This is a genomic window from Pseudoalteromonas sp. 10-33, assembly GCF_001469195.1.
Classification (GTDB): domain Bacteria; phylum Pseudomonadota; class Gammaproteobacteria; order Enterobacterales; family Alteromonadaceae; genus Pseudoalteromonas.
Window position 1 is genome coordinate 142,246 of the sequence record NZ_LOFI01000027.1, and the last position, 25,702, is coordinate 167,947.

Below are 25,702 nucleotides of genomic sequence, written 5' to 3' on the forward strand. Positions count from 1 at the left end.
TAATTTCACCTAATAAACATGGCGATTAAACGGAGAAAATTACATGGCAACCACATTTAACAGTTCAGGCGCGATTGAACATTCGCAATTGGCTTTATTAAACACTGAGCACAGCATTCAAGTAAGAGGCGCACGTGTTCATAACTTAAAAAATGTGGATGTAAACCTGCCCCGTAATTCGCTTGTGGTGTTTACTGGTATATCGGGCTCGGGTAAATCATCGCTCGCCTTTGGAACATTATTTGCTGAATCGCAGCATCGTTACCTTGATTCGGTGTCGCCTTATGCACGCAGGTTAATCGATCAGGTTGACGAACCCGATGTAGATTCAATTGAAGGGCTGCCACCAGCAGTAGCAATGCAGCAACAGCGCGGTACGCCTTCTGTTCGTTCATCGGTTGGGAGCGTAACTACTATTTCTAACGCGCTGCGAATGCTTTACTCACGCGCTGGCGAATACCCTAAAGGGCAGAGCATTTTGTATGCCGATGCGTTTTCTCCAAATACCCCCGAAGGTGCATGCCCACAATGTTCGGGCATTGGCCGCACTTTTGAGGTAACCGAACAACTACTTGTGCCCGACAATACAAAAACGATACGCGAAGGCGCAATAGAAGCTTGGCCACCAGCATGGCAAGGTAAAAACTTAAGTCGCATACTGGTATCACTTGGTTACGATATCGACATACCATGGTATGAGTTGCCGCAAAAAGCACGCGATTGGATTTTATTTTCAGACGATACCCCCACTGTGCCTGTTTATCCAGACTACACTATTTTAGAGGTTAAAAACGCCATTAAAAATGGCGAAAAACCTCGCTATAAAGGTACTTTTACCAGTGCTAAGCGCTTTGTTCTTAAATCTTTTGCTACAACACAAAGTCCTCGTATTAAAAAACGAGTGTCGCAGTTTATGCAAATATCCCCATGCCCAAGCTGTAAAGGTAAAAAGCTTAAAAAAGAGTCGTTATCGGTTAAAGTCGCAGGCCTTGATATAGGCGAAATTTCGCAGTTAACACTAAACGAACTTGCAGATAAATTAAGCATTGCTGCTAATCTCCCTGCTAAAAGTAACGCTACACACCCAGAAAAAGCCATCGTCGCTAAGCGTATTACAAGCGATATTATTAAACGTATAGAATCACTGGCTAAACTTGGCTTAGGGTATTTATCGCTTGAGCGTACCACCCCATCGTTATCACCAGGGGAGTTACAACGTTTGCGGCTAGCAACGCAACTTCGCTCAAAATTATTTGGTGTTGTGTATGTGTTAGATGAACCTTCGGCAGGTTTACACCCTGCCGATACACAAGCACTTTTAAGCGCATTAGATGAACTAATAGCTGCTGGTAACTCTGTATTTGTGGTTGAGCACGACGTAAGTGTTATTCGACATGCCGATTGGGTAGTCGATGTTGGACCAAATGCGGGCTCTCATGGCGGTAACATAGTTTATAGCGGCCCCGTTGAAGGCTTGAAGCAAATTAGTAGCTCACATACTAGTCAATATTTATTTAAAAATAACCAACCCCAGCAGGCTCCCATACAAAACAAGCAACGCCAACCTAAAGCGTGGCTAGCGCTTAAAAATGTTGAACGTAATAACTTACAAAAGCTTAATGTAGAATTTCCGCTTGGGGTTATTACAAGTGTTACGGGAGTATCTGGCTCTGGTAAATCAAGCTTAGTAAGCCAAGCACTTGTTGACTTGGTTTACGATGCACTGGGGCAAAAATCGCAGCCACAAATGCCAACCGACGAAGCAGAGTTACTCGAGCAAGAGCTCAACGTAGCAACCGGCGGACAAATAACTCAGGGCATTGAACACATAAAGCGCCTAATTACGGTTGATCAAAAAGCCATTGGCCGTACGCCTCGCTCAAACCTTGCAACGTACACGGGCTTATTCGATCAAGTACGTAAGCTATTTGCAAACACCACTGAGGCAAAAAAGCGAAAATACGATGCCGGTCGCTTTTCGTTTAATGTTAAAAAAGGCCGCTGCGAAAACTGTGAAGGCGTAGGCTTTGTAAGCGTAGAACTGTTATTTTTACCCAGCGTGTATTCGCCTTGCCCTGTGTGTAATGGCAAGCGCTATAACCAAAAAACACTCGACATTACCTATAAAGAGAAAACCATTGCCGATGTTCTCAACTTAACCGTTGAGTCAGCGCATACATTTTTTGCCGATGAACCCGCTATTTTGCGCGCGCTCAATGCGCTTTTACAAGTAGGCCTTGGCTATTTACGTTTAGGGCAACCTGCTACTGAGCTTTCGGGCGGCGAGGCACAACGTATTAAACTTGCCACTGAACTACAACGAACACAGCGTGGCGATACGCTTTATATTTTAGATGAACCAACCACAGGCCTACACCCAAAAGATGTAGCCATGCTAATGGCGCAGTTAAATGGCTTAGTTGATTCTGGCAACACCGTCATTATGGTTGAGCACGATATGCAAGTAGCCAGTAACAGTGATTGGGTTATTGATATTGGCCCAGGAGCCGGCGACGAAGGCGGGGTAATAGTTGCACAAGGCAAACCTGAAAAGGTCGCTGAGTCACAAAAAAGTAAAACGGCGCCATTTTTAAAAGCGCAGTTAAATCACGCAGGTTCTAATTAAAAATTAATAGTCGTTATGCGCAAAATAATAAAGAGCCACGTGCTCTTTATTATTAATCTAAGGCTAACCAAACACCTACAAGCATCATTAAACTGCCTGCAATTCGGTTCATCCATTTAATATTATCGCCTCGGGCTAAAAACAAGCGTAGGCTTTTACCACCTGTTGCATACGCTAACATACTTACGAATTCGGTTATCATAATTACGCTAAGTAAAATAAATAACTGTGGCGCAACAGCCTGGTCAACATTAATAAACGGCGGCAATAGTGAGATCATAAACGCCCACCCTTTCGGGTTAGCAACGGCGGTAATAAATCCTTGCGTAAAAAGCGACTGCCTACTTACATCACTTGGGCTATGTGTATTAACCGACATTTTACCTTTGGCGCGCCACATATTTATACCTATGTAAATTAAGTAGGCACCACCGACCCATTTTAAAATAGCGAACGCATCAGGGTAATTTAGCATAACACTTGCAACCCCAAGTACCGCCGCAATAGCTACACTCGCAACCCCTAACAGCTCACCTATCATCATCCACAGGGTGCGGCGCACACCGATGCTCATACCTAATGTCATGGCAAGCGTCATGCACATACCGGGCGTTATCGACACAAAAAAGAACGTAGGAATAAAAACTGCCAGTGCTGCTACATCAATCATTAATTTACTCTCGTATTCATAACAAAAACGCGGCTATAAGTAGCCGCGCTGTTGCTTACCTATGTGTATTGTTATTGCTGGGTATTAACAGCAGGCTCGCTAACGACCTCTACTGGCTGTGGTGTATCATTTAACAAATACTTATCTAGCCACTGCTCTTGCTCCCACAATACATGTAATAAGCTTTTACGTGCGCGGTAGCCATGAGCTTCGTAAGGCAGCATAACTAAACGGGCATCTTTTCCTAAGCCTTTAAGCGCGGCATACATGCGCTCACTTTGCATTGGAAAAGTGCCTGAATTAGGATCCTCTTTACCGTGTATCATGAGCATTGGCTCATTGATTTTTTCGGCGTGAAAAAACGGCGACATATTAGCGTATACACTTTGCGCCTGCCAAAAATCACGTTCTTCCCCCTGAAAACCAAACGGTGTTAACGTACGGTTATACGCACCACTGCGAGCAATACCTGTTTTAAATAAATCACTATGCGCCAATAAGTTAGCCACCATAAATGCACCGTATGAATGCCCTGCTATGGCTATTTTGTCTTTATCAGCAATCCCCTTTTCAACCAGAACATCTACTGCTGCTTTGGCGCTAGAAACCAGCTGTTTTCTGAAGTGATCATTTGGCTCACTACCATCAACACCTACAATCGGCATTTTAGGATCGTCAAATACGGCAATACCTTTGGCAAGGTACGGCATTGGGCCCCAGTAACCTATATACGTAAACTCGTAAGGCGACTCGCGAACTTGCGACGCTACGGCTTTGTCTTTGTATTCAAGCGGGTAAGCCCACATAAGCACAGGCAAAGTGCCTTGTGTTTTGTCGTACCCTGGTGGTAAATATAACGTGCCAGAAAGCTCAACACCGTCGTCGCGCGTGTAACGCACTTGTTCTTTTGTTACCCCTTTAAAAGCAGGGTATGGGTGTTCAAATTGCGTTAGTTGGGTTAGCGAATCGTTATCTAAATCACGAATGAAAAAGTTAGGCTGCTCAGTTTTAGACTCACGAACAGTAATAAAGCGTTCGCCTTCGTCATCAAGCAGCGCCCTTACACGCTCGTAATAAGGCGCTTTAGATTGCCATAAACGCTTGCTGCTATTTGTTTTTACATCGTACCTGTCTAAAAACGGGATGTTACCTTGTTCTGACGCACCATTGCCACGCAGGTAAATATAACGCCCACCAACCACTTTAATTACATTAGCGCCTAAATCGTTACGCTCGTAAATAGCATTACCGGGATCTTTATAAGCATCGTTATAACTGCGCTCCGAAAACAGCACACGGTTACTATCGGCATTACGTGGCTGAATAACATACGTACGCAATTGACGGTCGCTAAAGCGCCAATCGCTCAGCATAGCAATGTCGTTATTAGCCCACTCCATACCCGCATAACGACGTTCTACTTTTGCAAATAACTTTGGCTCGCGTTTAAACGGTGCACGTAGGCTATAAATGTAGTCATGGTGCGGTACGTCAGTTTTCATGTCGCCGCCATCTTGCGCTTCTGCCCAAATAACTTCAGCACCCTGGTCTGCTCGCCATTCAAAATTACGTCTTCCTGTACGTACACTGTCGTAACCTTGTGGAATATTATCGGCCAAAGGTTGCTTAGCAAGCTCGGCTAATGCAAAACCGCGCATACCCCATATTTGCCACGTTGTCGCAAAGCGGCTGTAAGGCACTTGATACGAAAACGGCTCGTTAATTCCCGCCACCAAAATATTAGTTGAGTCGGGCGATACCGAAAACGATTTAAAAAGTGCAGGACTGCCAATAGCTTGGGCTTTTCCATCAAGGGTAATGTAAGCCAACTGGCCTTGACCAAAAAACTTAAATTGAGCTTCATCAAATGGGCTCGTTAATAAATTTTGATACGTGCGTGCGGGGGCTTTTTCGCCAGTGCTTTGCTGAATAACTGGCACAACATTTTGACTGTTGTTTTCTAGTCGTGGTTTACCCACATTTACAGCAAGGTTTGCAATAATGGCTGTGCTGTCTGGTAACCATTGGTATGGCGATGCCGTTAAAACTGAATTTAACGCAGCACTCGATAGCATTTTTGCTTGTTTACTTTCAACACTATAAAGCCATAAATTTGCTTCGTTTGTTTGTTCAACAATAAACGCTAAGTATTTGCTATTAGAAGACCACTTAGGCGAGCGAATAATACCATTTGGTAAGTTATTAATATTAATAACAGTGCCACTTTGCACATGTTTAAGTTCTACAGCACTAAAATTTGCGCGCACCCGTGTGCGTGAAAAATTAGCCGGGTTTAGTTTAATCCCCGCAAGCTTTAACTCTTCAATTGCAAGCTCATCAAGCGATACAACACGCCTGCGTTCAAATAGCGCAAGCCACTGACCATCACTTGATAAGTAACTTGTGGGCGCCAATTTAGCATCTACCACTGCCGCTAAATCAGGCGAAGGAGTTTGGTAGCCCTGCTCTGCATGACTAAATGGTAGTAATACAACACAACAAATAAAGGCAACTAACAGCCTAAAAGCGTTCATGTTTTTATCCTTTTGTTATTTTTTACACAATTAAGTGTATATAAACACGTTTTGCTTTGTTCATAAAGCATTAAGGTGGCTCAACACATGGCAAAAGATGACTTAACAGCCATGTTTAAGCTACACTAACGCGTTTTTAATTTATCACTGCGACAAACACAACTATGCATAACAAAGCTAAATCTGTCACAATTTTTGATGTTGCCGACCTTGCAGGTGTGTCTAAGTCAACGGTGTCTTTGGTGCTTACTCAAAGTAAAAAAGTCAGTGATAAAAGCAAACAAAAAGTATTAAAAGCAATTGATGAGTTAGGCTACGTTTATAACCGCGATGCCGCAGCTATGCGCTCAAAGCGCTCTAATTTAATCGCTGTGGTTATAAATGATTTAACTGACCCTGTTATGGCACAGTTGGCCACCGAGCTTGAGCTAATATTAAACAATGAAGGTTTTCAGGCCGTTATTGTTAGCAGTAACAATAACGTTGAGCAGCAAACACAGGCAATTAATAAACTAAAAGAATACAACGCCGCCGGATTTATAATTTGCCCTGTGACTAATACATGCACCCAATGGTTAGACACATTAAGTTCTCAGCATAGCGTTGTTACGTTAATGCAAGAGCTTGCATTTAGTAATGCACCTTGTGTGTTACCCGACTACAAAAAAGCAAGCCATATAGTTAGCATGCATTTACTTTCTCAAGGGGTTACAAACATTGCGTTTATAGGCAGCAATTTACAATTAAGCAGCTGCTTAACACTTCAACATGGCTTTAATACCGCATGTGCCCAACACAGTATATCGCCACTAAACGCAATCGAATGTGGTGAAAATTCCGCTCTTAGTGCCAAAAATGCTTTTGCACAGGCTTATAAAAGCACCCCTGCTATTAACGCTATTGTGTGTGCGAATGACATTATCGCCCACGGCGTGCTAGCAAGCATTAACACATTAAACTTAGCAGCTAATCAACGCATTAAAGTAGTAAGCTGTCAGCAGGTTAAAAATAGCGCCTTGCTTGACGACACATTAACGAGTGTTGCAATCAGCACGCATGAAATCGCAAAACGTTGCCTTTTAGTACTACAAGAACTATTACAAAATACAGCCCCACCAGTTAAAACACTGGTAAATGTTAACTTACAAATTAAAGAGTCTAGCCAATGAAAAAAGTGCTGGTAATTGGCTACGTATGGCCAGAGCCCAACTCATCCGCTGCGGGTACGCACATGATGTCATTATTGAACGCATTTACAGCACAAAACTGGCAAGTGGAGTTTGCTACTCCCGCTCAACGCACAGAGCACATGGTAAACCTTGACGACTTTGGTATAACAAGCCAAAGCATTGCCCTTAACTGCGAAAGCTTTGACGTATACGTTAAATCGTTCAGCCCAGACATAGTCATGTTTGACCGCTTTATGATGGAAGAGCAATTTGGTTGGCGCGTAGATAAGCATTGCCCTAATGCTATTAAAATTCTCGATACCGAAGATTTACAATGCCTACGAAACGCACGCCATGAAGCCCACAAAGGCGAGCGCGAATTTACAACCAGTGACTTACATTCTGATATCGCAAAGCGTGAAATTGCAGCCATTTTACGCTGTGACCTAAGCCTAATTATTTCAAGCTACGAAATGGAATTACTCAATAGCGTATTTAAGGTCGAACCAAGCTTATTACACCATTTACCGTTTATGGTCGATTTAACCTCGTTGCCCGAAACCACAAAAAGCTTTGATGAACGTCAGCACTTTATGACGATAGGTAATTTTAGGCATGCGCCAAACTGGGATGCAGTTCTTTACTTGCAAAAAATATGGCCGTTAATTCGTAAACAACTACCAAAAGCTGAGCTACATATTTATGGCTCTTACCCGCCACCTAAAGCCACAGCACTTAATAACCCTAAAACGGGTTTTTTAATAAAAGGCTGGGCCGATAACGCCTATGATGTAATGCAAAGTTCGCGCGTATGTTTAGCACCTCTTAGGTTTGGCGCCGGTATTAAAGGTAAATTACTTGAAGCCATGATTATGCAAACACCCAGCGTTACCACCAGTATTGGTGTAGAGGGCATGCATAACGATTTACCTTGGTCTGGTAAAGTGGCTAATAATACCGAAGACTTTGCAAATGCAGCCGTTGAGCTTTACACCAATGAAACCGATTTTAAACATGCCCAGCAAGCTGGCAATACGCTACTTAACACCGTATACGACAAAGTAAAATTAAGCGCGGCGCTCATTAATAAAATAGATGCAATAGGCAGCGATTTAAGCGCGCATCGTGAAAAAAACTTTACCGGACAAATGCTCAAACATCATACAATGCGAAGCACACAATACATGGCGCAATGGATAGCGGAAAAAAATAAAAAATTAGATTAAAAATGACTAGACACACACCAATTAGTCTTTAAAATCGCGCCCATTACATATGGGCGTTTTAGCCTATACTTTTAGCTAATTTATTTACACACTGGCCTAAATAAGATTTGAAAACTGCAACCTTTACAGAAAAACGCAAATTTATCGTTAAGTTGGGTAAAATGCTTCATAAATACGGTACGCCTGCCTACCGCTTAGAAGCACACTTAATGGAAGTCGCCACATACTTAGGCCTCAAATCGTCGTTTGTTATGTCGCCCACCTCGGTCACCTTTGTTATTTGGACCGACGGCCATGAAGATGAGTATACGCATGTGGCACGAGTAGATCCTGGCGATCATGATTTAGGATCACTTGCCGATACCGACGACCTTGTAAATAAAATGCTTAATGAAGAATTGTCTCTTCAAGAAGTAGACCAACAGCTAGATATAATTTTTGATGCCCCTAACCCTTACAATAAATTAACCACAGGTATTGCATTTGCAACCTCGGGCGGCGCATTTGCAATGCTTATGGGCACCAGTTGGACCGATGTAATTTGGTCTGCGTTACTCACCCTTGTGGTGTATATCTTTGTATTGTGGTCTATGCGCTCTAAACGTGTAGCGCATATGCTTGAACCACTTGTTGCTATTGTTTCAGCAATTATGGCCTGTGCTGTAAGCGTTTATATAACACCCGAAGTAAACATACGCTTAGTGGTGCTTTCTGCCATTATTGTATTTATACCGGGCCTTGCGCTTGCACTTGGATTGGCAGAGCTTGCAGCTCGCCACTTGGTCTCGGGTACAGCAAGAGTAATGGACTCATTTATGTTGCTGTTTAAACTCTATTTTGGTGGCTTTATAGGTATAGGCATTGGCTTTGCACTTTTTGGCCAAGCAGACTTTGTTCAACCGGAGCCTTTACCCAGCTGGACACCTTGGCTTGCTATATTTTTACTGTGTAGCAGCCTAATAGTTATATTTAGAACCAAACTAAAACATGCGGGTTGGTCTATTGCATCAGGCTTTATAGCCTATGGCACAAGTATTGGGTCAGCAATGTATTTAGATTACACATTGGGTACTTTTGTTGGCGCGTTATCGGTGGGTATTTTTAGTAATTTATTTAACCGTGTTGCTAATGCGCCGGCTTCAATTGTGGCAATGCAGGGCTTGATTGTATTAGTCCCAGGTAGCAAAACCTACATTGGCTTAAATTCACTTATTGAAGGCCAAGACTTTATATATGCAGAGCATATAGGCCAGCAAACATTTTTAATATTTATGTCGCTTGTAGCCGGGCTTATATTTGCAAACGTTGCCTTACCGCCTAAAAAAAGTTTATAAAAAGCAGCGCGGTACATTCCGCGCTATTCATTCTTTATTTTATCACCTTCATTTAACGCCCTCTTTTGAGCATTAATCGCATTTTTTAGTTTATTAACCTTAGCTTGTTATACTAATCTGGATTTTAAAAATAAAGGATATAACAATGCTTAAGACAAGCTTAGCGCTAGCAATCGGGCTTTCAAGCAGCCTTGCATTTGCGCAATCAGCAATCACAGTTGAAGACATTCCAAAAGTAAAATCGGTAATACAAACAAGTATTAGCCCAGATGGTGAAAGCGTTGCATTTACACGCTCGTTACCACGCAAACTTTACATTGACGAAAATGGCAGCAATTACAGCGAACTTTACGTTGTAGACGATGAAGGTGTTGAACGCCCATTTATTACCGGCTCGGTTAATATTAAAAGCCTACAATGGTCAAACGACAGCAAAACAATTTACTTTTTGGCAAAGCTTAAAGACGATAAATTCACTTCGCTTTACCAAATTCCTGTTGATGGCGGACAAGCACAAGCAGTTATGTCGTTAAAAGGGACTTCTATTTCAAGTTATCAACTAAGCCCAGACAACAAACAGCTTGCGTTATTAGCGATGCCCGCTGCCGACAAATCAGATAAAGAATTAAAAAAACTTGGTTTTAAAGCAGAAGTATACGAATTAGGTTTAAAAAACAAACAGCTCTTTGTTGTTGATTTGGCCAAAGAAGATAAACCATTATCGCCAACAGCCATAAACATTGATAGCTATGTAAGCGATGTTAACTGGTCAGCCGACAGTGAAAAGCTACTCGTTAAAACTCAACCTACAGCACTTATTGACGATCGCTATACTAAATCAATGTGGCACCTTTACGATATTGCTAACGAAAAAGTAACCTTATCGTTTAAAACACAGGGTAAACTGGGCGATGCAGAGCTGTCGCATGATGGTAAATACGTCGCTATTTTAGGCGCAGAAGATCAGCACGACCCAGCAACTGGCCGCTTATTTATTGCTGACACTGAAACCGCAAAAATCACTGAGTGGCTACCTAAATTTATGGGCCACGTCGTTGATTTTGAATGGTCGCATAAGCGTAACACGCTTAACTTTATTGCCAATGTAGGTACGCAAAGCTTTGTTGCCAGTATCAAAGCAGGCTCTAATAAATACAAAAAGCTAGTTGATGAAGGCCAATTTATTGCAACGCAGTTAAGTGTTTCTGACTCAGATAAAACATTGGCACTTCGTGGTAACAGTGCAAAGCATCCTAACGAAGTGTTTATTGTGCGTAGTAAAAAAGCAAAGCGTTTAACAGACTCAAACAGCTGGCTGAACGATAAACGTTTTGCTAAACAAGAAACGATTAAACTTAAAGCGCGTGATGGCGTTGAACTAGACGGCGTACTTGTATACCCGCTCGATTACAAAAAAGGCACACGCTACCCACTTATAATGTCAGTACATGGCGGCCCAGAAAGTCACGACAAAGATGGGTGGATCACCAATTACTCTCGCCCTGGCCAAATGGGTGCTGCACGTGGGTACGCGGTATTTTATCCAAACTATCGTGGTTCTACAGGTAAAGGCGTTGATTATTCAAAGCTAGGGCAAAACGATTACGCTGGTAAAGAGTTTGACGACCTAGTGGACTTTAAAAACCATTTAGTCGACATGGGTCTAGTTGACAGCAAACGCGTTGGTATTACAGGTGGTTCTTACGGCGGTTACGCCTCTGCTTGGGGTGCAACAAAACTAACTGAACATTTTGCAGCAAGTGTTATGTTTGTGGGTGTCACTAACCAACTTTCTAAGTTTGGTACCACTGATATTTCAAACGAAATGCACTTAGTGCATGCCCGTTCATACCCGTGGGATAAATGGCAATGGTATTTAGAGCGCAGCCCAATTTACTGGGCTGGTCAGTCAGAAACACCGTTGCTTATTATGCACGGTAAAGACGATCCACGCGTACACCCTGCACAGTCAATGGAGCTTTACCGCTACATGAAAGTACAAGGTAAAGATGTACGCCTTGTTTATTACCCGGGTGAAGGCCACGGCAACCGTAAAGTGGCAGCACAATACGACTACAGCTTACGTTTAATGCGTTGGATGGATAACTATTTAATAGAGGGTAAAAAAGACATGCCTGATTACGAAATAGACCACGCAGCAAAACTTAAAGCAGTAAAAGATGCCAATAAATAATTTGTGGTAAGTTAAAATATTAAGGCCGGCATTGTTGCTGGCCTTTTTTTATTATTTGTAGAACCAATATCCCCTAGCAAGCTCATGCTGTGATAAAATCTAAATTAATTCTTCGCCTCAATTTCATGATTCGACCGCTATGTCTAACAGCCCTTGTTTTACCCCATTTGCTCAACCTGTTTCCACTATTCCTTTACCGGAACAGTTTACTTACCCCTTTTTTTACGAGCCACACCCGTTAACTATTGCAGCAAGCGAACAATTGCAACAGCAACTCGAAACACTGCCACATTTAAAAGCTGAAAACGCGGGTAAAATGTTTGGCGTGTTAGTGGTTAAAAATGAGCAAAACGAACTGGGCTTTTTAGCTGCCTACTCAGGGCAAGTTGACGCAAACAAAGCCAGTATTAACTTTGTGCCCCCTATTTCAAGTATGCAATTAAACGATGAAAATTACTTAGCTAAAAGTAAAATAATAAATGACTTGAACGCACAAATAGACGAACTTGAAAACAGTGAACAACTAAAGAGCATTAGCCAATTATTAGCTACCGCCAACGAAGGCTTTGAAAAAGAGCTGCAAGCGCAGCATGCTTTAATGCAAAAAAGCAGAAAAAAGCGTAAAAAACAACGCAGCGACGCTGAAAAAAAATCGAGTAAAACCAAAATTCAACAACTCAAAAAAAAGCTAGCAACACAAAGCATTGAAGAAAAAAAGCAGCTTCAGGCATTAAAGCAAAAATGGCAAACACAGCTAGTCACACTTGAACAAGCGCATAGCAAAATAAACGATGAACTTGAACATTTAAAAAAACGCCGTAAAACGCTCTCCAAAAGCTTACAAAAAATACTATTTGCTCAATATCAATTTCTTAATATTGATGGCGAAATAGAAGACCTCAATGCTATTTTTGCCAAATTACCTGAGCATACGCCGGCATCGGGGGCAGGTGACTGTGCAGCCCCTAAATTACTTCAATATGCGTTTAAACATAACTTAACACCTATAGCCATGGGTGAATTTTGGTGGGGAGCCCCGCCTAAATCTACGGTTAGGCAGCATAAAAACTACTACCCATCTTGCTTTAGTAAGTGTCAGCCTATTTTAGGCCACATGCTAAAAGGCTTAAATGTAGAACCTAGCCCACTGTTGAATAACCCTGCACAAGGTAAAGAGCTTACTGTTGTTTACCAAGATGACGATTTGGTCATAGTGAATAAACCGGCAGAGTTTTTATCGGTCCCGGGCATTACCATAGACGACTCTGTATTCTTGCGTATGAAAACACAATTTCCAGAAGCTACAGGCCCACTTATTGTGCACCGATTGGATATGTCAACCTCAGGACTATTAATTATTGCCTTAAACAAACGGGCACATAAAGCCATTCAAAAACAATTTATTGAGCGCACAATAGAAAAACGCTACGTTGCTTTAGTCGATGGGAATATAGAACAAGAAAGCGGTACTATAGAGTTACCCCTAACACCAGATTTTGATGATAAGCCGCGTCAAAAAGTGTGTTACCAAAAAGGAAAGCCTGCACTTACAACATGGCAAGTACTTGAGCGAAAAAACAACACAACTCGCTTGCAGCTCTACCCTAAAACAGGGCGCACACATCAACTGCGTGTGCACTGCGCACATGTATTAGGTTTAAACACCCCTATTATTGGTGATACACATTATGGTAAAAAAGCAGACCGGTTACACCTGCATGCTGAGTATCTAGCATTCACGCACCCGATTAATCACGAGCGCTTAGAGTTTAAAATTGATGCTGATTTTTAACAGATAAATACTAAAACCACCATAAATAAGGCTGCTATCACGCTTATACTAGGATTATAGGCGTAGATATTTTTATAAAATAACTTTTATGGTAATGTAATTGGATAATTAATGGTTAACCAATACTTAATAGAGATTGAAAATGCTAGATATAAACGTCTCTCAAGGCTACAACCTGCTTAAGTTTTTGATTACTAAAAGTATATGGATGAGGTTTAGCCAAAATTTAACTAACCCTACGTTTTTCAAAAAAGCTACACGTATCAAGTTAGTAAGGGCTTAATATGACTAATAACATGCAATTTAAAGCAAGTTACCTATCGGTGCTGGTTAAACAGCTTGTTGTTGTGTTTTTTTTACTCGCCGCCTTTCAAAGTATTGCTTATTCAAACAATTCCACTACCCCTGAGCTCAGTCAGCAAGACGTACGGGCGCTAATTAAAAGTGTAAGAACAGATAAACTTGATTACCTGCAAAACAAAAAACAAATCACTCAAGCTTACGAGCAAAGTAAATTAAAACAGAATGACGCTTTGCATTTAGAAGCTGCAGCCATTTATGCCGAACTGCTTTTTAGGGAAGAAAAGTACGAAATATTAGATAAACACCTCACTGTTTACTTATCAAATCAGCAATTATCTAAACAACCTGACGTATTACTGCTATTTTTGGAGTCACAATTAAAGCTGCTTAGCCTACAAAAAGAACTCCAAAAGGCAAACGATGTTGTTAATCAACTAAAAACGCGATTTTCTCAATCTACACCGGCTGAAAAAATCATTATTTTAAAAGCCTTTGCATACTTTTATACCGAAACAGATGAACTGAAAAAAACCTTGAGCGTGGCACTCGACGGATTAGAACTGGCGATGCAAAACAACGATATTGCATCGCAAGGCTATTTTTACAGAAAGATAGCCGATGCGTATAATTATTTAGAAAACAAAGAAAAAGCAATAACATACGCTAAAAAAGCGCTGATCGCATATCAGCAAACTCAAGATGGCTTATATACAGCTAAAGCTTACTGGAGCTTGGGCAATGTATTACTTGAAATAAATAAACCAAACGAATCCCTCATATATCTAGACAAAGCACTCTCTTACTTTGAATCTGTTAACATGCAAAAAGGACTGTCTTTTGCTCAGTATTCAATTGCTAATATTTTATACAAACAAGAAAACTACGAAGATGCGCTCGCCTTAGCCACAAAAAATATTGAGGTTGCCCACCTAGCCGGAATAGGTGATATGAAACTCGCATCGATGATATTGATGCTAGATATTTATAAAAAACAAGGTTTACTTGAAAAAGCCGATAAAATGAACGATGAAGTATTTTCGATGATCGATGATTTTAGCCGCAGCATTTATAAAGCCGATTACCTTCAAAAGCGATACCAGTTAAAACGAAGCCTCAACAAAACAGACGATGCATTTGACGCAATGGAGCAAATGCTTACATTTATGAAAAAGCATTACGAAGCCACCAGCGAAACAAACATTAAAACGCTGCAAATCAAATTTGAAGTAAAAGAAAAAGAAGAAAAAATACTCCAACTAGAATACGACAAAAACATTAACGAATTACTCGCTAAAGAAGAGTATCAACAAAAAATAATTTGGCGGTTAAGCGCAACAATTGCGTTTATTTTAGTTATTGTGTCGTTATTACTTATTTATAAACAAGTACTACAACGTAAAAAATATTATAACATTGCGCTGACTGACTACTTAACTAGCAGTTTAAATCGACGCGGTATTATGCAAAAAGCGGCTCAAAAACTTAAGCAAAGCAATGCTACAATTGCCATTGTCGATCTAGATTTGTTTAAGCACATTAACGACACTTACGGCCACGATGTGGGTGACTCCGTTCTTAAAGCTTTTGCTCGTGCAGCACAAAATACACTTGCTGGTGACGACCAATTTGGCCGCTATGGTGGTGAGGAATGGTTATTTATTTTAAACACCGTTGATAAACAAAGCGTTAAAACAACGTTCGATTCTATTGCCAATACACTGATAGATATTTGCAGCGAAATAGAAGGCTTAAATAATACTGAAACCATTACGTTTAGCGCAGGTGCAGCAATTAGCTCCTCCTCTAACCGCTCACTTGAAAAACTGATCATTCATGCTGATGAGCTTCTTTATAAAGCCAAACAAAGTGGCCGCAATCAGGTTAATGTTGAGCAGCCCTAGGCGTATTAAAGCTTAACAAACACATACCCCCAAATATGTTTTTAACAAGCTAATTGTAAATAGCTGCACGTGAAGTATTAGCTCGTATTAAAAGTAAGAAATTATTTCACCCTCTCGTCTGTAAAAAATACACAAACAATCCAAAAACATAGCCTAAAACCTATAAAAGCATTACTTTCAATAACTTAAAATCTGGCACTGCGTTTGCTTAATAGTTATTAAGCAACGTAATTGATTAGGATGATTTATGAATATTTTTGAAGCACTACGTAATGACCATGACAAACAACGCAAACTAGTTGACGCGCTTATTCAAACCAAGGGCGACACAAAAAAACGTCATAGCTTAATGGATGAGCTAAAAACAGAGCTAGAAGAACATGCAAAATTTGAAGAGCGCTACTTTTATAATCCATTAATTTGTGAAGATCTAACGCAAGAAAAAGCACGCCACAGTGTTGCAGAGCATCATGAAATTGATGAACTAATTGAACAACTTGAAGACACCGAAATGAGCTCATCAGCATGGTTAGTAGAAGCTAAAAAACTACACCATTTAGTGCATCATCACTTAGATGAAGAAGAACATGAAGTATTTCAACTAGCAGGTAAAGCGCTGTCTGAAGGGCAAAAAGAGCGCTTAGGCGACAAATACAACGACGCAATGCATTAATCGCAAAAGTAAGAATTCATACACCTCCCTGTGTACTTTTGGTTATAAGCTAATTGGCTTATAACCATTTTTTTGTCTGGCTGTTTTATTTAACAGTATATTTTACGTCTTGATCCCGTAATAAATAAAGTGCAAAACACGCTGCCCACATTGGCCACGCAGTAAAAAATAATAAGTTATTAAAGCCATCAATGTACTGATTGTAAGATGAAAGCGTTGATAGGCCGTGAATTATGAAAATAATACCGTAAGTAATACGTTTTTTAATACCCGCTAAAAACGCTAAAACAAGTATTAGCTGCACCGCACCTATAATGTAAGCCACCATATCTGTAGAGCCACTAATCCCATAAAAATGCTCAAAAATACGTGCGCTATGTCCAGGGTTAACAAACTTATCGAATGTCCACATAACCATTACAATAAACACACCTACACGCAAAGATAAAAGTGACCACTGCAAACGATTTTGAACATCACTACTTAAAGAATCCGTCATAAAATTTCCTTTAAAAATATATAAATAAACCAAGAACAGAACAAGACCGTATAAGGTATGATTAATTTCAAACTATTTAGATTTAATCCAAGTAGGTATTCAACAACACTTAAAACTTAAGACTAAAATAAGAATAATTTGCACGCATCCATTCTAAAAATTAAAAAAGTTATACTTTAATTGAAAGATATTTTTATTCCTTTCGGTCTTTATCGCCAATAACTAATTACACTAGAGAGACAACCCTTGAAACACGCATACTTAGCACTATCGTTAGCCACCATATTAAACACTCCCCTTGTTGCTTTTGCAGCTGAAAAAACGCAAGTAAAAGATTCGATTGAGCACATAGAGGTGGCCGGTCAAGTTATAAAGTCTCAAGGACTTTCTGTTAAAAATGAAACAATTGACGGTCCTTTTGGTGATAACTTAGCACTTCAAGACATAGCACGCTCAGTTACGCCTATTTCAAGCGAACTTATAGAACAGCTTAACATTACTACTTTACAAGATGTATTAGCAGTAAGCCCAAACACATACTCTGCAAGTGGCTTTGGCGCGCCAAGTTTACCTACTATTCGCGGTCAATTGGGTGAGCTTTTTCAAGATGGTACACGTCGTCAAGCAGGTAACAATGGGTTTGGCGTGCCGTTATCGTTCAATTCTGTCGAACAAATAGATGTAGTAAAAGGCGCACCGCCGGTTTTGTTTGGTTCAAGCCAACGCAACGGTGGGTTTGTTAACTTACAGTCAAAAGTAGCGTCAACGGAGGAAAGTAAAGGCAAAGCGAGTTTATCGGCCGGTCGTTGGGACCAATACAGTGCGCAAATAGATTACACTGCGCCAATTATTAAAGACAAAGTTGGGTTTAGAGTAAGCTATGAACATCTTGACCATGGCAGCTACTACGATTATTCAGGTACTAAAAGCGACAGTTTATTTGCAGCACTACGCATTTTGCCAGACGATAAAAGCACTTGGGATATTAACTTTGAGCTATACCAAGTCGAATTTACCGACAACGCCGGTATTAACCGCCCTACCCAAGCTTTAATTGATGATGGCCTTTATATTACTGGCCAAGGCGTGCAAGCAAATGGCAGTACAGTACCGGCGGCGGGTTCAATTGTGTCGCCTACTGGGCAAGTAAACATTGATCGCAGCACTGTACTTACTGACCCTGATAACCAAAACGAAGCTACAACCTATTTAATTCACAGTATTTATAAACGTGAGCTAAGTGCAAATGCCTCACTTAAAAACATCACCTACTTTCAACATTTACAGCGTGAAGAGATTGCCAAAAATAGCTTTGTTGAAATTATTGACGGCGCCGACACGGCGCAAAATCGAACAGAACTAACGTATAGTTGGAACGACGAACAACAAACTATTTTTGCTTTTGACGTACGCTATAACAAAGTGCTTGGCTACAGCCAGTTCACCACAGAGGCCGACTCACCTATTGATTTAACAGGCCCATTATCAAACCGCCGCATTCCTTTAACAGACGCACAAAAGGCACGTTTGGTTGAGCTTCGCCCGGGTGTGTTCGTATCACCTGGTGCACAGTACGATATAGATAACGACGGTAGCGGCGACTTTAACCTGTCAGACACAACTGACTCACGTTCATGGCAAACAGGTTTTGCTATTCAGCAAGACTCAGATTGGACAGATAAACTTCATACAAGCGTAGGTTACCGGGTAGATTATTATGATGTCGAAGCACGTGATCCTATTGCACCACAAGGCCAAACTGCAGCAAGTGATAGCATTAACGACACACTTCAGTCAGGTCAGGTAAGCTTTAATTACAAACTAAACGCTGATTTCACAGGCTACGGTGCTGCAAGTTATAACGAGGCCACATCAAATAGTATGGCTGGCGGTAATGTACTGGGTGGAGGCAACGTGATTAGTGCACAAAACTTTGCAACAGAAAACACGCTCGTAGAATTTGGTTTAAAATACGCCCCAATCGACAGTGATTGGTATGCCGATGGCGCTGTATTTAGTCAACGCCGCAGCTTGCGTAATCGCGATGGCAGCAATACGGGTATTCGTACCACGGGCTTTGAAAGCCAAGTATTTTACGATGCTTACCCTTATTGGCTAAGTGCGGGCTACAGCTACATAGATGCCCGCTACGACAACTCTGCAAGCAGCCAAGATTCAGCTCAAGTCGCTGATGCGTTTGATAACTCACGCCCAGACATTATTGCTGGTACGGGCGTTGGCGCGCCAAGCTTTACACCATTTGCACCGTCAAACAGTCAAGTACAAGGTATTCCAGAGCAATCGTTTAGTTTTAATGGTAATTATTCAATTACCTCGAAATGGCAAACTGGTTTTTCAGGTCTATATACAAAGAGTTACCCATTAGACTTTTTACAAACAGTTAAAATTCGTGATCAATACACCCTAAACGTAAATACTAGCTATGCATTTACGCCTAGTACCAAGTTACGTTTAGATGTAAATAACATCACAAACCAAAAAAATTGGCGTCCTGTTTTTGAAGGCGGCTACTTTGGCGCAACCTTGGCATTTCCTGAATTGCCAATAAATGCCAAGCTGACTCTGACCCATAAGTTTTAATATTTATGAATATTTAGCTTTAAAGGTTAAATATACATAAATTTGCTTCTTATAAAGCGAGGTAAAGCCTATGTGGTGTGGTTATTCCTCATAGGCGTTAAAGTAAAATTAATGCTAAACAGGCGCAGCCCAAGGGATTTACCTAGTGCAATCCAAAAAGGGTAATAGGCCCTAATTAAGAGAGAGAACATGATAAAAAAATTATTATTAATAGTGATTGCCGCCGCTGCTATTGGCGCGTTCTTTCATTTTAATTTACACCAGTTACTAACACTTGATGGCTTAAAAGGGTCAATGGATCAATTTGATCAGTACAAAGCACAGTCGCCGTTGCTTGTTATTGGCGGCTTCTTTTTACTTTATGTGGTAGTAACGGCTCTCTCTTTACCGGGTGCGGCTATATTGACACTGGCCGCAGGTGCCTTATTTGGCTTAGTTGAAGGCTTATTGGTTGCCTCGTTTGCCTCTACGGTAGGTGCTACGCTTGCCTTTTTAGTATCGCGTTACTTACTGCGCGATACAATTAAACAACGTTTTCCTGAGCGCTTAGACGCTATTGACGCAGGCGTTGAAAAAGAAGGTGGGTTTTACTTATTTACCCTTCGTTTAGTACCCGTATTCCCGTTCTTTTTAATTAACTTACTAATGGGTGTTACTGCAATTAAATCGTGGACCTTCTACTGGGTAAGTCAGGTAGGTATGCTCGCAGGTACTTTTGTATTTGTAAACGCGGGTACGCAACTTGCGCAAATTGAGAGCTTATCTGGCATTTTATCGCTCGATCTTATTTTATCATTCGCTTTATTGGGTGTGTTCCCTTTTATTGCTAAAGGAATCCTAAACGTGTTTAAAAAACGTCGCGTATACAAAAATTACACTAAACCTAAAAAGTTCGACCGTAACATGATTGTTATTGGCGCAGGTGCTGGCGGCTTAGTGACAAGCTATATTGCAGCAGCGGTTAAAGCCAAAGTAACCCTAATTGAAGCCGGCGAAATGGGCGGCGACTGTTTAAACTACGGGTGTGTACCAAGTAAAGCCGTTATTAAAAGCGCTAAAATTGCCGAGCAAATTCGCAACGGTGAACACTACGGCCTAGAAAACATGGCACCGCAGTTTTCGTTTAAAAAAGTAATGGCACGTGTACATAAAGTAATTGCCGATGTAGCACCACATGATAGCGTTGAACGTTACACAAACCTGGGTGTAGATGTGGTTAAAGGCTACGGTAAATTATTAGACCCGTGGACTGTAGAAATTAAGCTTAACGATGGCGGCACACAAACATTAACAGCCCGTACTATTGTTATTGCCACTGGCGCACGCCCATTTGTACCGCCATTACCTGGTATCGAAGAAACAGGCTATGTAACAAGCGATACGTTATGGACTAAATTTGCAGAGCTTGAAGAAGCCCCTAAAAAGCTTGTTGTACTTGGCGGTGGTCCAATTGGGTGCGAACTTGCACAAAGTTTTGCACGCTTAGGCTCAAATGTTACGCAAATTGAAATGAGCGAACGCATCATGATCAAAGAGGACCTAGAGGTGTCTAAATTTGCACATGAAGCACTAACCGAAAGCGGCGTAAACATTTTAACCTCGCATCAGGCACTACGCTGTGAAGCGCGCGATGGCAAAAAGTTCATTGTGGTAAAACATAACGATACCAAAATCGATATTGAATACGATGAGCTACTATGTGCTGTGGGCCGAAGCGCTCGCCTTAAAGGTTACGGCCTTGAAGAACTCGGTATTGAAACTAATCGCACTGTAGTCACTAACGAATACCTTGAAACGCTTTACCCTAACATTTTTGCCGCTGGCGATATTGTAGGTCCATATCAGTTTACGCACGTAGCCGCTCATCAGGGTTGGTACGCAGCAGTAAATGGCTTATTTGGTAATCTTAAAAAGTTTAAAGTAGATTACCGTGTTATTCCGTGGACTACGTTTATTGACCCAGAAGTAGCACGTGTTGGCTTAAACGAGCAAGACGCTATTGATAAAGGCATTGACTATGAAATCACTCGCTTTGAATTTGAAGAGCTAGACCGCGCCATTACCGACAGCGCCACCAAAGGCTTTATTAAAGTAATTACACCCAAAGGCAAAGACAAAATACTCGGTGTTACTGTGGTTTCTGAGCACGCTGGCGATTTAATAGCAGAGTTTGTACTAGCAATGAAACACGGTTTAGGCCTTAACAAAATACTAGGCACTATTCACAGCTACCCTACTTGGGCTGAAGGTAACAAGTACGCAGCAGGCGAGTGGAAACGCGCTCATGCACCTGAGAAAGTACTTAACATGCTTGAAAAATACCACACATGGCGCAGAGGCTAATATGTTTAAAACACCTTTAAAAGCGCTATTGTTAGGGTCTACTTTGCTTGCAACATCGTTTGCAACGTCATTTTCGGCCCAAGCTCAAAACATGCACGAAGGCTGGAACGCCTTATTAAACAACCATGTTGTAGCTATTAATCATGGCCACAGCACAGAGGTTGATTATTCAGCAATAAAAGCTAAGCAAAGCGAGCTTAAAACCTATTTAGATTCGCTATCGGCTGTTACGCAAAATGAGTTTGATACATGGGAAAAACCTAAGCAGCTGGCGTTTTTAATTAACGCATATAACGCCTTTACTGTTGAGCTTATATTAACAAAATACCCAGATCTTAAGTCAATTAAAGATTTAGGCAGCTTTTTTAGCTCACCATGGAGCAAAGAGTTTGTGCCATTACTTGGTAAAACTCGCAGCCTTGATGATATAGAACATGGTTTAATACGTGGCAGTGGTAAATACAACGACCCACGTATTCACTTTGCTGTAAATTGCGCAAGTATTGGCTGCCCAGCACTACGTGAAGAAGCCTACACAGCCACTGATTTAGAAAGCCAATTGCAAGCGCAAACGGTACGTTTTTTATCAGACATGACCCGCAATATAGCGCAAGATAACACGCTAAGTGTGTCTTCAATATTTAAGTGGTACGGCGATGATTTTGAACAAGGCTTTAAAGGTGCGAATACGCTGCAACAGTTTTTTATGCAATACCCAAAAGCACTAAAACTGATACCCGCTCAGCAAAAAGCGCTTAAAAATAATGACATGAAAGTTAAATTTTTAGACTACAACTGGGATTTAAATGCTCGCCAATAAATGTTGGCAAACATTATCGCGATACAGCTTTTGCTGTGTCGCGTTTTGCATTTGCCTTGTTATTAGCTTTAAAAGCCTAGCAAGTACACAATTACAAAGCCGTTGGCAGCAAGTTGAAAGCTTAGGCAAAGACCAAAGCGTATATTTTTATGCGTGGGGCGGCGATGCGCAAATAAATGCGTATATTCAATGGGCCGCACAGCAAGTAAAAACCAAATACAACATTAACTTAGTACACGTTAAACTAAGTGATACCAGCGAAGCGGTAAGCCGCGTACTTGCCGAAAAAGCAGCAAACAATAACGATAAAGGCAGCGTAGATTTAATTTGGATAAACGGTGCTAACTTTGCCACCATGAGCGAGCACTCATTATTACTTAAACAATGGGCTAATAAGCTGCCTAATTTTAGCTACACCGACCCTGACAATAACCCCGCGGTTAATTTTGATTTTGGAATACCCACCAACGGGATGGAAGCTCCTTGGGGCCAAGCTTCACTCACCTTTTACTACGACAGTTTAGCAATTGACGGCACTGCAAATAACACACTACCAACAACTCTTAACCAATTACTTAGCTGGAGCGCACAAAACCCAGGGCGATTTAGCTACCCCAAACCGCCTGACTTTTTAGGCATGAGCTTTTTAAAATACGCGCTTGTTATGCTACATCAACAAAGTGATGATACACTTAAAGCGCAGTTAAATCAGCCAGCTACTGCACAAAACACAGCCCAAGTATTAAACCCATTATGGGACTTTTTAAATAAGCTGCACCCAACACTTTGGCGCGGCGGGAAACATTTTATGCAAAGTGGTGCACAAATGCGCCGCTTAGTCGGCGACACAGAGCTAAGCATAGCGTTTACGTTTTCAGCGCCCGAAGTCCCCGCCGCTGTTAAACGTTATGATTTACCAAAAAGTATGCGCAGTTATGCAATGCAAGATGGCAGTTTAAGTAACACCCATTTTGTAGCCATACCTTATAATGCAAGCCACCAGCAAAGTGCGCAGTTAGTGGCTAATTTTTTATTAAGCCCAAAGGCGCAAGCTCAAAAACAAAAAGCGCCTATATGGGGCGATAAAAGTGTACTTATTCAGTCAACGCTAACACCACAGCAGCAAGCCTTATTTAAAACAACGCAACCACATCCAAGCGCGCTGCCTTTGAATAGTATTAAACGCACGCTAAGTGAGCCTCACCCAAGCTGGGTAAACGCTATTATGGAAGGTTGGCAAGCGCGTTTTGGAGTAAGCCAATGAGTGTTGTTTCAAATAAGTTAGCAGCAAGCCCAACGCTTAAACCGCATAAAAGCGCCGATATGTTTAGTAAATTAGTTACATTAAGCCCACGCTTTTTACTGGCATTGCTTATTTTACCTGTAATAGGCGGCTTAATTAGCGTGCTATTGCCCGCTTTTGGTTATGCGCCGGTACTTGAGCACACAACACTTGGCCTACATGGCTTTACTATGCTCATGCAAACACCCGGCCTAACACACATGGTTATGCTAAGTGTTGGCAGCGGATTAATAAGTACCTTACTTGCCTTTATCATTACGTTAATGATTTTAGCGGCATTTTTTAATAGCCCGTGGCTTAACCGTATTCAGCGTTTACTGAGCCCAATACTGGTAATTCCCCACGCAGCAGCGGCTATAGCGGTTGGTTTTTTAATTGCTCCTTCGGGCATGATCTCGCGTTTAGTATCGCCTTGGTTTAGTGGATGGGAACTTGCGCCTAACGGCATGTTTCCGCATGACGCTTTTGGTATTAGTATAATTTTAGGCTTAACCCTTAAAGAGCTGCCTTTTTTACTGTTAATGGCGCTAGGTGTGCTTGCCCAACCTGAGCTTGGCAAAAAACTGCGCCAACAACATAAAGTAGCGCTTAATTTAGGCTACTGCCCTATGACTGCTTTTTTTAAAGTAGTATTACCAAGCCTTTACCCATTACTGCGCCTACCCATTTTAGCCGTATTGGCTTATGCCAGCGCAAGTGTAGAAATGCCACTTATTCTAGGGCCAAATACACCACCCACATTGGCTGTAGCTATTATGCACTGGTTTAACGATGTAGATTTAAACCTGCGTATTAAAGCCTCTGCTGGGGCATTATTGCAGCTTGTACTTACTGGTGGTTTGCTAGCACTTTGGCTTGGCGGCGAAAAAACCATAAAAGCATTATTTAGTGACTTACTCACCAATGGCGAGCGAGAATATGGCGGTGTTTATTGGCAAAAAATAACGACCGTATTAACAGTATTTGTAATTGGCTTTATTTTGCTCTCGTTAATTGGCTTAATTATGTGGTCGGTTGCCGGATTTTGGCGTTTTCCGGCGGCACTGCCCGATCAGCTCACGCTACTTCACTTTAAAAGTGCGCTAATGCAAATGCAAAGCCCGCTTTGTAATACCCTTGCTATAGGGCTAGTTACTACGTTATTTGCCATTATTATTACCCTTTTGTGCTTAGAGTCAGAGCAGTTAAGTGCAAAACCCATGTCGCGCTTTACCAGCTTAATTATTTATTTACCGTTGCTTGTACCAAGTATTGCATTTTTATTTGGCCTAGTGTGGCTGCAACAACTAATAAATAACCAAGCCGCGTTTTTTAATGTGGTATTTACCCATTTATTGTTTGTACTGCCGTATGTGTTTTTATCGCTTGCGAGCAGTTATAGGCGATTAGACCCTCGCTTTGCTCATGTAGCAGCAAGCCTTGGCGCAACACCCTGCAAAGTGTTTTTACAAGTAAAATTACCCCAGTTATTTGCCCCTATTTTAATTGCGGCCGCACTTGGTTTGGCCATTAGTTTTGGCCAATATTTACCGACTCTTTTAGCCGGTGGCGGGCGCATAGCAACAATTACAACAGAAGCGGTTACCCTTGCAAATGGCGCAAGTAGGCGCACCAGTGCAGTGTATGCCATTATGCAAATGGCATTACCACTCATTGGCTTTATACTGGCGTGGGTTTTACCTAAGTACTTTTTTAAAAGCGCACATCGCTAACC

16 protein-coding genes are annotated in these 25,702 nt (G+C 41.4%); 13 read left to right on the forward strand and 3 right to left on the reverse strand.

Annotated features, from left to right (window positions below):
- Positions 1-43: 43 nt before the first annotated feature.
- A complete protein-coding gene (gene uvrA / locus ATS76_RS17145) occupies positions 44-2,626 on the forward strand; it encodes an excinuclease ABC subunit UvrA (RefSeq protein WP_058553049.1) in 2,583 nt (860 codons plus the stop codon).
- Between the two features lie 52 nt (positions 2,627-2,678).
- Here the strand turns inward: uvrA and ATS76_RS17150 are convergent, their stop codons facing one another.
- Both ATS76_RS17150 and ATS76_RS17155 read right to left on the reverse strand, forming a co-directional pair.
- Positions 2,679-3,296, reverse strand: a complete 618-nt coding sequence (locus ATS76_RS17150; protein WP_008129686.1) for a LysE family translocator — start codon at positions 3,294-3,296, stop codon at positions 2,679-2,681.
- A gap of 71 nt (positions 3,297-3,367) precedes the next feature.
- On the reverse strand, positions 3,368-5,830 hold the full coding sequence (locus tag ATS76_RS17155) for an alpha/beta hydrolase family protein (RefSeq protein ID WP_058553050.1): 2,463 nt from the start codon (positions 5,828-5,830) through the stop codon (positions 3,368-3,370).
- A gap of 164 nt (positions 5,831-5,994) precedes the next feature.
- Here ATS76_RS17155 and ATS76_RS17160 point away from each other — a divergent pair, with 164 nt between their 5' ends.
- From ATS76_RS17160 to ATS76_RS17190, 7 genes are all read left to right on the forward strand, one after another.
- Complete coding sequence (locus tag ATS76_RS17160) at positions 5,995-6,999, forward strand: LacI family DNA-binding transcriptional regulator (protein WP_039037561.1); 1,005 nt, start codon at positions 5,995-5,997, stop codon at positions 6,997-6,999.
- Positions 6,996-8,225, forward strand: a complete 1,230-nt coding sequence (locus ATS76_RS17165) for a glycosyltransferase (protein WP_058553051.1) — start codon at positions 6,996-6,998, stop codon at positions 8,223-8,225. Before ATS76_RS17160 ends, ATS76_RS17165 begins: the two co-directional genes overlap by 4 nt.
- 107 nt (positions 8,226-8,332) lie before the next feature.
- Complete coding sequence (locus ATS76_RS17170) at positions 8,333-9,559, forward strand: threonine/serine ThrE exporter family protein (RefSeq protein ID WP_082664371.1); 1,227 nt, start codon at positions 8,333-8,335, stop codon at positions 9,557-9,559.
- 145 nt (positions 9,560-9,704) lie between these two features.
- The gene (locus tag ATS76_RS17175; RefSeq protein WP_058553052.1) at positions 9,705-11,753 is read left to right on the forward strand and encodes a S9 family peptidase; all 2,049 of its coding nucleotides are present in this window, start codon (positions 9,705-9,707) and stop codon (positions 11,751-11,753) included.
- A gap of 139 nt (positions 11,754-11,892) precedes the next feature.
- Positions 11,893-13,545: an RluA family pseudouridine synthase gene (locus ATS76_RS17180; RefSeq protein ID WP_058553053.1), complete on the forward strand. Its 1,653-nt coding sequence runs from the start codon at positions 11,893-11,895 to the stop codon at positions 13,543-13,545.
- A 284-nt stretch (positions 13,546-13,829) separates the two neighbouring features.
- Positions 13,830-15,749, forward strand: coding sequence for a tetratricopeptide repeat-containing diguanylate cyclase (locus ATS76_RS17185; RefSeq protein WP_058553054.1), 1,920 nt, complete (start codon positions 13,830-13,832; stop codon positions 15,747-15,749).
- Between the two features lie 247 nt (positions 15,750-15,996).
- Positions 15,997-16,422: a hemerythrin domain-containing protein gene (locus ATS76_RS17190; RefSeq protein WP_006792655.1), complete on the forward strand. Its 426-nt coding sequence runs from the start codon at positions 15,997-15,999 to the stop codon at positions 16,420-16,422.
- A gap of 85 nt (positions 16,423-16,507) precedes the next feature.
- Here the strand turns inward: ATS76_RS17190 and ATS76_RS17195 are convergent, their stop codons facing one another.
- Positions 16,508-16,921 (reverse strand): hypothetical protein, encoded by a 414-nt coding sequence (locus ATS76_RS17195; RefSeq protein WP_058553055.1) that lies wholly within the window; start codon positions 16,919-16,921, stop codon positions 16,508-16,510.
- 246 nt (positions 16,922-17,167) lie between these two features.
- Between ATS76_RS17195 and ATS76_RS17200 the strand changes: the two genes are divergently transcribed.
- From ATS76_RS17200 to ATS76_RS17220, 5 genes are all read left to right on the forward strand, one after another.
- Positions 17,168-19,522, forward strand: a complete 2,355-nt coding sequence (locus ATS76_RS17200; protein ID WP_058553056.1) for a TonB-dependent receptor — start codon at positions 17,168-17,170, stop codon at positions 19,520-19,522.
- A 189-nt stretch (positions 19,523-19,711) separates the two neighbouring features.
- The gene (locus tag ATS76_RS17205) at positions 19,712-21,865 is read left to right on the forward strand and encodes an FAD-dependent oxidoreductase (protein ID WP_058553057.1); all 2,154 of its coding nucleotides are present in this window, start codon (positions 19,712-19,714) and stop codon (positions 21,863-21,865) included.
- Between the two features lies 1 nt (position 21,866).
- The gene (locus ATS76_RS17210) at positions 21,867-22,685 is read left to right on the forward strand and encodes a DUF547 domain-containing protein (RefSeq protein ID WP_058553058.1); all 819 of its coding nucleotides are present in this window, start codon (positions 21,867-21,869) and stop codon (positions 22,683-22,685) included.
- Entirely contained in the window at positions 22,672-23,949 is a 1,278-nt protein-coding gene (locus tag ATS76_RS17215) for an ABC transporter substrate-binding protein (protein WP_058553059.1), read from the forward strand. Before ATS76_RS17210 ends, ATS76_RS17215 begins: the two co-directional genes overlap by 14 nt.
- Positions 23,946-25,700, forward strand: a complete 1,755-nt coding sequence (locus tag ATS76_RS17220; protein WP_058553060.1) for an ABC transporter permease — start codon at positions 23,946-23,948, stop codon at positions 25,698-25,700. The genes ATS76_RS17215 and ATS76_RS17220 overlap by 4 nt, the downstream gene beginning before the upstream one ends.
- Positions 25,701-25,702 lie beyond the last annotated feature (2 nt).